The 12,495-nt window shown below is 52.5% G+C and carries 12 protein-coding genes; 8 read left to right on the top strand and 4 right to left on the bottom strand.

The features are described 5' to 3' along the window. Nucleotides 1-24: 24 nt before the first annotated feature. The 3 genes from degS to zapG all read right to left on the bottom strand — a co-directional run bounded on the left by degS (nt 25) and on the right by zapG (nt 3,058). Complete coding sequence (gene degS, locus ABU178_RS02880) at nt 25-1,089, bottom strand: outer membrane-stress sensor serine endopeptidase DegS (RefSeq protein WP_397211811.1); 1,065 nt, start codon at nt 1,087-1,089, stop codon at nt 25-27. Nucleotides 1,090-1,179: 90 nt separating this feature from the next. Continuing rightward, nucleotides 1,180-2,547, bottom strand: coding sequence for a serine endoprotease DegQ (degQ, locus tag ABU178_RS02885; protein WP_397211812.1), 1,368 nt, complete (start codon nt 2,545-2,547; stop codon nt 1,180-1,182). A gap of 109 nt (nt 2,548-2,656) precedes the next feature. Then, on the bottom strand, nt 2,657-3,058 hold the full coding sequence (zapG, locus tag ABU178_RS02890; RefSeq protein ID WP_397211814.1) for a Z-ring associated protein ZapG: 402 nt from the start codon (nt 3,056-3,058) through the stop codon (nt 2,657-2,659). Between the two features lie 232 nt (nt 3,059-3,290). Here zapG and zapE point away from each other — a divergent pair, with 232 nt between their 5' ends. The 8 genes from zapE (at nt 3,291) to ABU178_RS02930 (ending at nt 10,988) form a co-directional block, all read left to right on the top strand. Beyond that, nucleotides 3,291-4,418, top strand: coding sequence for a cell division protein ZapE (gene zapE / locus ABU178_RS02895; RefSeq protein ID WP_397211816.1), 1,128 nt, complete (start codon nt 3,291-3,293; stop codon nt 4,416-4,418). 239 nt (nt 4,419-4,657) lie between these two features. Continuing rightward, nucleotides 4,658-5,086 carry a 50S ribosomal protein L13 gene (rplM, locus tag ABU178_RS02900; protein ID WP_006121722.1) on the top strand — a complete coding sequence of 143 codons (429 nt, stop codon included), beginning with the start codon at nt 4,658-4,660 and terminating at the stop codon, nt 5,084-5,086. A 15-nt stretch (nt 5,087-5,101) separates the two neighbouring features. Beyond that, nucleotides 5,102-5,494: a 30S ribosomal protein S9 gene (gene rpsI / locus ABU178_RS02905; RefSeq protein WP_312241208.1), complete on the top strand. Its 393-nt coding sequence runs from the start codon at nt 5,102-5,104 to the stop codon at nt 5,492-5,494. Nucleotides 5,495-5,819: 325 nt separating this feature from the next. Further along, on the top strand, nt 5,820-6,461 hold the full coding sequence (gene sspA / locus ABU178_RS02910) for a stringent starvation protein SspA (RefSeq protein WP_397211820.1): 642 nt from the start codon (nt 5,820-5,822) through the stop codon (nt 6,459-6,461). A gap of 3 nt (nt 6,462-6,464) precedes the next feature. Further along, nucleotides 6,465-6,950, top strand: coding sequence for a ClpXP protease specificity-enhancing factor (gene sspB / locus ABU178_RS02915; RefSeq protein WP_397211822.1), 486 nt, complete (start codon nt 6,465-6,467; stop codon nt 6,948-6,950). Nucleotides 6,951-7,187: 237 nt separating this feature from the next. Then, a complete protein-coding gene (locus tag ABU178_RS02920) occupies nt 7,188-7,409 on the top strand; it encodes a hypothetical protein (RefSeq protein WP_397211824.1) in 222 nt (73 codons plus the stop codon). Nucleotides 7,410-7,585: 176 nt separating this feature from the next. Further along, complete coding sequence (locus ABU178_RS02925; RefSeq protein WP_397211826.1) at nt 7,586-8,884, top strand: HlyD family secretion protein; 1,299 nt, start codon at nt 7,586-7,588, stop codon at nt 8,882-8,884. After that, nucleotides 8,877-10,988 (top strand): peptidase domain-containing ABC transporter, encoded by a 2,112-nt coding sequence (locus tag ABU178_RS02930; RefSeq protein ID WP_397211828.1) that lies wholly within the window; start codon nt 8,877-8,879, stop codon nt 10,986-10,988. Before ABU178_RS02925 ends, ABU178_RS02930 begins: the two co-directional genes overlap by 8 nt. A 79-nt stretch (nt 10,989-11,067) precedes the next feature. Here the strand turns inward: ABU178_RS02930 and ABU178_RS02935 are convergent, their stop codons facing one another. Further along, complete coding sequence (locus ABU178_RS02935) at nt 11,068-12,486, bottom strand: glutamate synthase small subunit (protein ID WP_397211830.1); 1,419 nt, start codon at nt 12,484-12,486, stop codon at nt 11,068-11,070. Between the last annotated feature and the right edge of the window lie 9 nt (nt 12,487-12,495).

Genomic DNA, 12,495 nt, shown 5'->3' on the forward strand with positions numbered 1-12,495 from the left:
TCTGCGCTACGCGCAGATCCTCTGTCAGTTATTGCTTTGCGGAAACTCCTGAATCGTCACCGGCAGCGTCAGCTTGCGATCGTTACGCAACACCTGTACGTCAATCACCGAGCCCGGACGGATTTCCGCCACCTGGTCCATGGTTTCCTGGGCCGAAATCGCCGGTTTGCCGTTGACGCTGACCAGCACGTCGTTCTTCTCGATACCCGCTTTATCTGCCGGGCCGCCGGCGGAAACCTCACTGACGATAATGCCCTGAATACGATCGATATTGTTGCCCTGACCATGCAGCGGCGGCAGCTCGCGCCCGGTAATACCGATATAGCCACGGATCACGCGACCGTCGCGGATCAGCTTGTCCATGATTTTGCTGGCTAATGCGGTCGGAATGGCAAAGCCGATACCTTCCGGCGTTTCGCCGTTATTGCTTTTGTCGAAGGTCAGGGTATTGATGCCCATCAGTTCGCCCAGCGAATTGATCAGCGCGCCGCCGGAGTTGCCCTGATTAATGGAGGCATCGGTTTGCAAAAAGTTTTGACGACCGGATGAGCTTAAGCCAACACGGCCGGTGGCACTGATAATTCCCTGCGTCACGGTCTGACCAAGGTTATAAGGATTGCCGATAGCCATCACCACGTCGCCGATATGCGGCGTGCGATTGGAATTGATAGGGATCACCGGCAGGCTGGAAGCGGTAATTTTTAATACCGCCAGATCGGTCATGGCGTCGGAACCAACCAGCGTGGCTTCAAAGAAACGTCCATCCTGTAACGCCACAATAATCTGATCGGCATTATTGATAACGTGCTTATTGGTCAGGATATAACCTTTGGCGTTCATGATAACGCCTGATCCCAGCGTGGTAATGCCGCGGTTGTTGTTACCCTGAGTGCTGCGGTTATAGACATTCACAACGGCAGGCACGGCGCGGCGCACCCCTTGATTAAAGCTGAAGGGCGTTTCGTCTTCGCTGGTATTCGTACTCTCGTACAGGGCGCTGCTGCCCATTCTGAGCGCCGGGACCGCCGCAAGCAGAATACCTGCAACGATTAGCCCCATCAGCACTGAACGCAAAAGTTTAGGAAACATAGTGTTAACTTAAGCTGGAAAGATCGCAGGGCAGAATAACATGAGAAAGGCGGACAAACACGCGGTTGTGTCCGCCTTCTTTGGCAGGGATTATCTCAGCAGCAAATAGATGCTCTCCTCGCCACGCACCACATTCAGCGCCAGCACCGGTGGTTTACCCTCCAGCGCCTTACGCATATCGGCGATGCTCTGTACGCGGCTGCGGTTGACGCCCACTATCACGTCATCTTTCTGCAGGCCAACCTGCTCCGCAGGCGTGCCTTTTTCGATGGCGTCGACCTTCACGCCTTTGTCGCCCGTTTTCGTCTGACCATCGCTCAGGGTTGCGCCCTGCAGCGCGGGTGACAGCTGCTGAGCGCTGGCGGTGCTCTGGGCGCTCTGATCCAGCGTCACGTTGACGTCAACCGGTTTTCCGTCGCGCAGCAGGCCCAGTTTGACCTGCTCGCCCGGCGGGGTGGTGCCGATTTTCACCCGCAGTTCAGCAAAGCTGCTGATAGGCTTATCGTTCACCGAGGTGATGATATCGCCCGCTTTGATGCCTGCTTTCTCAGCGGCGGATTGCGGCAGCACTTCAGAAACAAAGGCGCCGCGTTGCGCGTCGACGTTAAAGGCTTTCGCCATATCGGCGGTCATTTCCGTGCCTTTAATGCCAAGCTGGCCGCGCTTCACTTCGCCAAACTTAATCAGCTGCTGCGCCAGATTCACCGCCATGTTACTCGGAATGGCGAAGCCAATGCCGATGTTGCCGCCGCTGGAGGCGAGAATCGCGGTGTTAATGCCGATCAGCTCGCCGTTCAGGTTCACCAGCGCGCCGCCGGAATTACCGCGGTTGATGGCGGCATCGGTCTGAATAAAGTTTTCCAGTCCTTCCAGGTTCAGGCCGCTGCGGCCCAGCGCGGAGATAATGCCGGAGGTGGCGGTCTGGCCGAGGCCAAACGGGTTGCCGATCGCCACGGCGAAATCACCCACTTTCAGCTGATCGGAGTCGGCGATTTTTACCTGAGTCAGGTTTTTCGCCCCCTGAATCTGTATCAGCGCAATGTCAGTCTGCTCATCATGACCAATCAGTTTCGCATCGTATTCACTGCCATCGCCCAGCTGCACGCTGATTTTATCGGCGCCGTTAACCACATGGTTATTGGTCAATACGTAGCCTTTAGCCGCATCGATAATCACGCCCGATCCCAGACCTTCGAAAGGCTGCGGCTGATTGTCGCCAGGTTGCTGTCCAAAAAAGCGTTTCAGCGGCTCAGGAATATCCTGGGCCTGAGCCGTTTCAGTGCCTTCCACATGCACACTGACCACCGCCGGCAGGACTTTTTCCAGCATGGGCGCCAGGCTGGGCAGCGCCTGTCCCTGGATTTGCGCCGGAAGCGTTGCCATTGCAGATGGCGCAACGGCCAGACTCATCCCAATGCTCAAGGCTAATGCGCTTAACAGTCGTGATTGTTTATTCATTGCTACAACGCTCTCGCTGCAAAATGTGGGGGGTAAAAGTGTGTGACAGTTGTTCAGGCCAGGGGTTCGAAAAAATAAAAAGGGCGCAGAATCGCTGCGCCCAAAATGTTTAGTTTCGTGCGGGATGTTCACCGCGCAGCAGGCCGGAGGCGCCTTCTGAATAGTCACGCGGGATCTGCACCGGCGCCTGATCGTTATCCGCTTCCGCTTCCGTCAGCTGATAGGCAAACGGATTTTTCTCGCCCGGCAGGTCGGGCAGCAGGTCGTTGGAGCCTTTTGCCATATGCTGATAGAGCTGACGATAGTCGCGCGCCATGTTATCCAGCAGCTCGGCGCTGTGCGCAAAATGGTTGGTCAACTCTTTACGGTAATCCGCCAGTTCCGCTTTGGATTTTTCCAGTTCGTACTGCATGCTGCGCTGTTCGCGCAGTTTTTTATTGCCGAAACGCATGGCGACCGCGCCGATAATGAGGCCAATCACTAAACCAATAAGCCCGTATTCCCAGGTCATAATGACTCCCGTGTAATTTCCGTTGTTCCGTAGGGCAATGCTTCACTTTTAGCAGGCAGTGCCCCGTAATTAACCGTCAATGCCAGCACGACGTTTGATGACGGGACACACACTCCACTATACCCGTTAATCTTAAGGAAGTGGAATCCTGCAACGGCATCGCTTAGTGTAGAGCGGCCTTTTTTTCGTCAACCGACACACGAATCAGAAAATTCAGGGACCCGAGAGAACCATGCAAACTTCATCTCTGCTGGCGCGCTACGAGCAGGCGCTTTCGCTGGGCGACTATCAACCCGACGATGTGCAACGCGAAGCCATTACCCGCTTAGACCGTATCCAACAGGCGCTGACAGCGCGTCAGCCTGACGCGACGCCGGAAAGCAAAGGGCTGTTTGGCCGACTGTCGAAGCTGATGGGTAAAGAGAAAAATCCTGCGCAGCCGCCGGTGCGTGGTCTCTATATGTGGGGCGGGGTAGGACGCGGCAAAACCTGGGTGATGGATCTTTTTTTCCATTCCATCTCTGGCGAGCGTAAGCTGCGACTGCATTTTCATCGCTTTATGCTGCGTGTGCATGAAGAGCTGACGCGCCTGCAGGGGCAGAGCGATCCGCTGTTGATTATCGCGGACCGCTTTAAAGCGGAAACCGATATCCTCTGCTTCGATGAGTTTTTTGTTTCCGACATTACCGACGCCATGCTGCTGGGCACGCTGATGGAAGCGCTGTTTGATCGCGGCATCACGCTGGTGGCGACCTCCAATATCCCGCCCGACAACCTTTACCGTAACGGCTTGCAGCGTGCCCGTTTTCTGCCGGCGATCGAACAGATCAAACGTCACTGCGAGGTGATGAATGTTGATGCCGGCATCGACTATCGCCTGCGCACGCTGACCTCCGCTCACCTGTGGAACCATCCGCTCAATACGGAAACCACCCAGGAAATGGAGCGCATGTTCAAAGCGCTTTCCGGCCAGGCGCGCGGCGCGGCAACGGTACTGGAAATTAACCATCGCAGCCTGCCGACGCTCGGCATTAGCGAAGGGGTGTTGGCGATTCGCTTCTCGACGCTGTGCGGGGAAGGGCGCAGCCAGCATGATTATATTGAGCTGTCGCGTCGCTTCCACAGCGTGCTGCTGTATGAGGTGCCGGTGATGATTTATAAAACCGAAGATGAGGCAAGACGTTTTCTGGCGCTGGTGGATGAGTTTTACGAGCGTCACGTTAAGCTGGTGGTGTCGGCAGAAACCTCGCTGTTCGAAATTTATCAGGGCACGCGTCTGAAGTTCGAATATCAGCGCTGTTTGTCGCGCCTGCAGGAGATGCAAAGCGAGGAGTATTTGCGCCTGCCGCATCTGGCCTGACGCAGCCGGGGAAAAGGTGGCTTATGTCGCAAAAAACGTTCGATCTTTGCAGGCGACTTCTCTATAATCCTTCGACCCCACGTTACAGCAAAGGCTCTTCGTTCCCAGAAACCTTTGTGTTCCGGTAACCTATCCGAGGTGGGTAGGCTTGCTGGTCAAAATGGTCGTGTGAGCCTCAACCGTTTACTTAAGCGTTTGGGATTTCACCAACGTGTAACTTAATTTGGGTAAGCTTTTCAATGAAAACTTTTACAGCGAAACCAGAAACCGTCCAACGTGACTGGTATGTTGTTGACGCAACTGGCAAAACTTTGGGTCGCCTGGCGACTGAACTGGCGCGCCGTCTGCGTGGTAAGCATAAAGCGGAATATACTCCGCACGTTGATACCGGTGATTACATCATCGTTCTGAACGCTGAGAAAGTTGCTGTTACCGGCAACAAGCGCTCTGACAAGATTTACTATCATCACACTGGTCACATCGGTGGTATCAAACAGGCGACCTTTGAAGAGATGATTGCTCGCCGTCCTGAGCGTGTGATTGAGATCGCGGTTAAAGGCATGCTGCCGAAGGGCCCGCTGGGCCGTGCTATGTACCGTAAACTGAAAGTTTACGCAGGCAACGAGCACAACCATGCGGCACAGCAACCGCAAGTTCTTGACATTTAATCGGGATTAAAGGCAATGGCTGAAACTCAAAACTACGGCACTGGTCGCCGCAAAAGCTCCTCCGCTCGCGTCTTTATCAAGCCGGGTAGCGGTAACATCGTTATTAACCAGCGCTCTCTGGAGCAGTATTTCGGTCGTGAGACTGCACGTATGGTCGTGCGTCAGCCGCTGGAACTGGTAGAAATGACAGGTAAACTGGACCTGTACATCACTGTTAAAGGTGGTGGTATCTCTGGTCAGGCCGGCGCGATCCGTCACGGTATCACCCGCGCTCTGATGGAGTACGACGAGTCTCTGCGTTCAGAACTGCGTAAAGCGGGCTTCGTTACCCGTGATGCGCGTGAAGTTGAACGTAAGAAAGTCGGTCTGCGTAAAGCACGCCGTCGTCCGCAGTTCTCCAAACGTTAATTGTTGCTGCTTCGGCAGAGACAGTTGGCACAAAAAACCCGCTTCGGCGGGTTTTTTGCTTTTGGCATTTCGCCTGCAAAACAGGGAAAAAACGCGAGCTCCGCCTGCTTTTGCCCGCAAATCTTCATTACCCGCCCCACAAGCTGCCTAAAATCTGGTAAACTGACTGACACTTTGCGCCCGTAAGCCGGGGCGTTGCCAGCACGAATCCTGTCGGGATGGCAGAGAATGCCGGAAACGCTGGCTACGAGCGAGTCCGTTAGCAGGTGAGTCGCCGTGTGGTTGGCTATTCGCAGTATATTTTTGAACAAACTTGGAGGTTTTCATGGCTGTCGCTGCCAACAAACGTTCGGTAATGACGCTGTTTTCTGGTCCGACTGACATTTTCAGCCATCAGGTTCGTATCGTACTGGCCGAGAAGGGTGTCAGCGTAGAGATTGAGCAGGTTGAAACGGATAACCTGCCGCAGGATCTGATTGACCTCAACCCGTATCGCACCGTGCCGACACTGGTAGATCGTGAACTGACGCTGTACGAATCCCGCATCATCATGGAATATCTCGACGAGCGCTTTCCGCATCCGCCGCTGATGCCGGTCTATCCGGTCGCCCGTGGTGAAAGCCGTCTGATGATGCATCGCATTGAGCAGGACTGGTATAGTCTGATGCGCACCGCGGAAAACAGCAGCGGGCAGGAAGCGGAAACGGCGCGCAAGCAGCTGCGCGAAGAGCTGCTGGCCATTGCCCCGCTGTTTGCCCGGACGCCATTTTTTATGAGCGAAGAGTTCAGCCTGGTGGATTGCTACCTGGCACCGCTGCTGTGGCGTCTGCCGTCGCTGGGCATTGAACTGACCGGCGCCGGCTCGAAAGAGCTGAAAGGCTACATGAACCGCGTGTTTGAACGTGACTCTTTCCTCGCTTCATTAACCGAAGCAGAACGTGAAATGCGCCTGCAATCCCGGGGCTAATGTATGGAAATGTCTCAACTAACCGCACGTCGTCCTTATCTGCTGCGCGCGTTTTACGACTGGCTGCTCGACAATCAGCTGACGCCGCATTTGGTGGTCGACATCAATCTGCCCGGCGTGCAGGTGCCGCTGGAGTATGCGCGCGACGGCCAGATCGTGCTGAATATCGCGCCGCGTGCCGTGGGTAATCTGGAACTGGGCAACGACCAGGTGCATTTTAATGCCCGTTTTGGCGGCGTGCCGCGTCAGGTTTCGGTGCCGATGGCGGCAGTACTGGCCATTTATGCACGCGAAAACGGCGCCGGGACGATGTTTGAACCGGAACCGGCATATGAACGGGCCGCGCTGGAAGAATCAGCAGGTCAGGAAGAGACAGTGATGTCGGTCATTGATGGCGATCGCCCGGATGATGCCAGCGATGAAGATCACTCTCCGGATGATGAGCCACCACCGCGCGGCGGCCGCCCTTCATTGCGCGTGGTGAAATAAGTCGCCGGCGATTCTCCTCGCTTTAGCCAAATCGAAACCTCCCTGACTCAACGTCACGGGAGGTTTTTTTATATTTATTGTGTATTAATTACCTGTTTAATATTTAACTTTATAATAATGTTAATAGATGGATAATTATATTTAAATAACCGGATGGTATGATTGTTTTATTGACGATGTGATAGTTCAGTGATATTTTTTCCTCGGTTTTAACCAGTATCATAAAAGGAGAAAATGATGCGTGAATTACATGAAGTAGAAACAATGGAAGTTGCTGGTGGCGTTTCTTTTGCTGATGCAATGGATACTATCAAAGCAGGTATTGATGGTCTGAAAAGCTGGATGAAAAAAGAAGATGGCGCACCTTCAGCTTCTGATGCTTTAATGACTATCGGTGCTGGCATTGGTGGCATTATTGGATCAATAACAGAATCTATCAGCAAATGGTTCCGTAAATAATTATCTTTCATAATCAATTATGATTGATGCTAAACGACATCAGTTTCTGGTGTCGTTTTTTGTTTCGCTAATTAAATTTAATTTATATCGGTCACGCCTTCCATCAGGAACTGAAATCCCTCGATAGGTTATTTTTAAGTTGGCTTTTTACCAGAAGTCTCAGGGAAAAGGAAATTATGCCCGATAAAAGCAGGAAGCTTTTTCGCGCTGAAGCCGTTACCTTTCATCAGGGAAGATGGACAGGCCAGGCTCTGCTCATCGCTAAAATCCCGGCATGGATAACCTTGTTTTTCTCTATGCTATTTTTAGCGCTGCTCATTATTGCCTTCAGCTATGCGCAACTGGATCGCCGAACGCATGTAACCGGTGAGGCCACCTTCCATCCTCGCTACATTAACCTGTTAAGCCCTCAGGCGGGATATATTGCCGAGCGCTATGTTCAGCCAGGGGATAAAGTCAAAAAAGGTCAGGTGCTTTATCTGATAGATATCAATAAGGTGACAACTAACGGCGTAGTGAGCGCGCAGTCACGCGCCTTGCTGGAAGAACAGCGCAAAAATCTCGATAAAATTATTAGCAAAACGGAAAAAAACAAGTATCAGGAACTTGAGCATATACGCTCCCAACTTGAGCAGAAAAGGCTGAAGCTCAGACAGACAAATGACTCGCTGAATATCGCCAGCAAAGGGGCTGTTGCAGCAAAAAAGAGCGTAGAGAGTTATACCGTTTATCGCAAAAAAGGCTGGATAACCCAGGATCAACTTAACTATCAGGCTAATTTATATTACCAGCAGCAAAATTTATACGATTCTCTTCTGAATCAGAAAGAGCAGGAAATTTTAACCATTAAGACACTGGAAAATGAGTTGGATTCAAAAGCGATCGAATTTGAAAATAAAATCGCTGAGCATGAGAATAGCAGAGGCAATATTCTGCGCAGCCTGAATGAAGTTGAAACCAACGGCTTTTTAGCAGTCACCGCTCCTGTTGATGGCTATGTCGAAACGCTGAGCGTTTCTGTGGGGCAGATGCTGGCTGCGCATGATGCGATGGCGCAAATCATTCCTGAAGCTGAAAAAAAGGCGTTAGTGGTATTTTGGGTGCCTGGCTCAAGTCTCCCTTATATCCATCTTAATGATAAAGTTAATCTGCGCTATAGCGCTTATCCCTATGAGCGTTTTGGTCAGTTTGCCGGAAAGATTGTTTCGATATCCGCTGTGCCCGCTTCTCAACAAGAGATGATCAATTACCGCAGCGCAGAGCGTCTGTTAAAAACCTCCGAAGGTGAAAATTACTATAAGGTATTTGTCGCACCTGCCAGTGATGTTATTGAATATGAATCCAGAAAAATTGCCCTTTCAGAAGGATTGTTGGCAGAAGCGACGCTTTTTCTGGAAAAACGTCCTCTCTACCAATGGGTGTTCCAGCCCTATTATAAAATTAAAAAAAGCATTGCAGGCCAGATGAATGAATGAGCAGCTCTATCAATGGATAAACCGTCGTTTAAATTTTTCATTCAGGCCAAAAGTTCCTGAAATTCTGCAAACTGAGGCGTCGGAATGCGGTCTTGCCTGCCTGGCAATGATTGCCAGTTTTTACGGCACTAACCACGATCTTTTTTCGCTGCGGGAAAAATTCAGCGTCTCTTCACGCGGGCTGACGTTAAAAGATCTTATTACGATGGGTAAACATCTCGGAATGCATACCCGGGCGCTCTCGCTTGAGATCCACGAGCTTAGCTTGCTCAGGCGTCCCTGCATCCTGCACTGGGATCTTAACCATTTTGTGGTGCTGGTTGCGGTAAACCGGCGCAGCATTACGATTCACGATCCGGCGCGTGGAAAGCGAAAAATATCCCTGGCGCGCTGCCGCCAGCATTTTACCGGCATTGCGCTGGAGGTATGGCCCGGCAGCGACTTTACGCCTGCGGAAGAGAGAGCAAAGTTTCGCTTTTCCAACCTGCTGAAAAATATTACCGGCTTGCGCGGCGCCTTAGTAAAAATATTCTCGCTTTCGCTTGTTATCGAAAGCATTAATTTACTGTTGCCGATGGGCACGCAGCTGGTGATGGATCATGTGCTGCCTGCTGAAGATGTCGGGCTACTGATGTTGGTTTGTCTGGGGCTATTTTCTTTTATTCTTTTCAGAACCTTTATCTCTTTTTTCCGTTCCTGGACGACGCTGTTAATTGGCGCCCTGATTGACGTGCAGTGGAAAGGAGGCCTGTTCAGCCATCTGTTGGAGTTACCTGCTCATTATTTTGAGAAGCGTAAGCTGGGGGATATTCAGTCTCGCTTTAACTCTCTGGAGACGCTGCATAAGATCTTCACCACCAGCATTGTGCACAGCATCATTGATGCCATTATGTCCATTGGTCTGATGGTGATGATGTATCTTTATGGCGGCTGGTTACTTTGGGTAGTGTTAGCGATGACGTTGATTTACGTTACGCTACGCTTAACCACCTGGCGGCGCTACCGTAACGCAACGGAAGATAAAATCGTCAGGGATGCAAAGGCGGATTCACATTTTATGGAGACGCTTTATGGCATCAATACTATCCGTTCCCTTGGCCTGACGCAGACCCGCGCGCAATACTGGCTCAACCTTAGCGTAGACAGCACCAATGCCGGTATTAAGCTCTCAAGGCTGGATATGCTGTTTGGCGGCGTTAACAACATCATTACCGCTTTCGACCAGGTGATTATTTTATGGCTCGGCGCGATGATGGTGATTGATGGCCATTTAACCATCGGGATGTTTGTGGCTTTTAATGCCTACCGCGGGCAATTTGGCGAACGCGCCGCCAATTTGGTCAATATGCTCTTGCAGCTGCGTATGCTGGGGCTGCACAACGAACGTATTGCCGATATTGTTTTGACGACACCGGAGCAGAGCGGAAAAACCATTGATATCTTCCGGCCCAACGAGGCGGCCTCGCTGGAACTTCAGGATATCAGCTATCAGTACGATGGCATCTCCAGAGCGATCTTTTCTCGTCTCTCCTTAGCCTTCGCGCCGGGTGAAAGCGTGGCCATCGCCGGGCCTTCGGGACTGGGAAAAACCACGCTGATGAAAATCATGACCGGGCAGGTGAAGCCTGATGTCGGCAAGGTGCTGTTTAACGGTATGGATATTCACGCCGTGGGATTGAATAACTATCGCCGCTGCATCGCCTGCGTGCTTCAGGATGACAAATTATTCTCCGGATCGATTGCGGATAATATCTGCGCCTTTACCGCACCGCACGATACTGAACTGATGCAGCAGTGTGCTGAAATGGCGAACATTCATAACGATATTATGGCGATGCCGATGGGGTATGAAACGCTGATTTCCGAGCTTGGCAGTAGCCTTTCCGGCGGGCAGAAACAGCGTCTGCTTATCGCGCGCGCGCTTTACCGTCAGCCGATGATTTTGTTTATGGATGAGGCGACCAGCCACCTCGATCTGGAGAACGAGGCCCACATCAATCAGGCGATCGCCACGCAAAAAATTACGCGAATTTTTATCGCGCATCGTCCTTCCACTCTCGCTTCAGCCGATCGCATTATCAATCTGGCGGATGTGCTGACCTGACCTGATGTAGCCAACGGCAGGCGAAAAAAAACGCTTCTTCGCTAACGAAGAAGCGTTCACTGTCAGGCCTGGCGGAAGATTATACTTCCAGATAGTCCATGATGCCTTCTGCCGCTTTACGGCCTTCGGCAATCGCGGTCACCACCAGATCCGAGCCGCGTACGGCATCGCCGCCGGCAAAGATTTTCGGGTTGCTGGTCTGGAATGCGGTTTCCGCGCCTTCCGGCGCAATGATACGACCCTGCTTATCCAGCTCAACGCTGAAATCAGCCAGCCATTCCATTTTGTGCGGACGAAAACCGAATGCCATCACCACCGCATCCGCCGGAACCACATGCTCGGAGCCTGCAACGATTTCCGCGCGACGACGGCCTGCGGCATCCGGCTGACCCATTTCGGTACGCGCCATCTTCACGCCGCTGACGCGACCGTTGGAATTAATCTCAACACCGAGCGGCTGCAGATTGAAGCGAAACTCCACACCCTCCTCACGCGCGTTTTTCACTTCGCGTCTTGAGCCGGGCATGTTCTCTTCATCACGACGATAGGCACAGGTCACATGGGTAGCGCCCTGGCGAATCGAGGTGCGCACGCAGTCCATCGCAGTATCGCCACCGCCCAGCACGACGACGCGTTTGCCTTCCATGCTGATGTAAGGCTGGTCGTCCTGCTGCTCAAAGCCCATGGTGTGCTTGGTATTGGCAATCAGGAACGGCAGGGCGTCATAAACACCCGGCGCGTCTTCATTTTCCAGGCCACCGCGCATCGACTGATAGGTACCCACGCCGAGGAAAACCGCGTCGTAATCGTTCAGCAGATCGCTCAGCTGCACGTCACGGCCCACTTCGGTATTCAGCTGGAACTCAATGCCCATCTCCGTGAACAGCACGCGGCGTTTGATCATCACCTCTTTTTCCAGTTTGAAAGAGGGGATACCGAAGGTCAGCAGACCGCCGATTTCCGGGTGACGATCGTACACCACCGCTTTCACGCCGTTGCGCGTCAGCACGTCGGCACAGGCCAGGCCCGCCGGACCAGCGCCGATGATCGCCACGCGTTTGCCGGTCGGTCTGACGTGAGAAAGGTCGGGCTTCCAGCCCATCTCCATCGCTTTATCGTTGATATAGCGTTCGATATTGCCGATGGTGACCGCACCGAACTCATCGTTCAGGGTACAGGAACCTTCACACAGACGATCCTGCGGGCAGACGCGCCCGCAGACTTCCGGCAGACTGTTTGTCTGGTGCGACAGTTCTGCCGCTTCGATAATGCGTCCTTCGTTGGCTAACTTCAGCCAGTTCGGGATGTAGTTATGGACCGGACACTTCCACTCGCAATAGGGGTTACCGCAATCCAGACAGCGGTCAGCTTGCGCTTTTACCTGGCTGCCGGAAAAGGGTTCATAAATTTCTACAAACTCAATTTTACGAATGCTGAGCGGTTTCTTTGGCGGATCAACGCGCTGCAAGTCGATAAATTGATAAACGTTTTGACTCATCGTGACCTC

The organism is Pantoea osteomyelitidis (assembly GCF_044342975.1).
GTDB classification, from domain to species: Bacteria; Pseudomonadota; Gammaproteobacteria; order Enterobacterales; family Enterobacteriaceae; genus Pantoea; species Pantoea osteomyelitidis.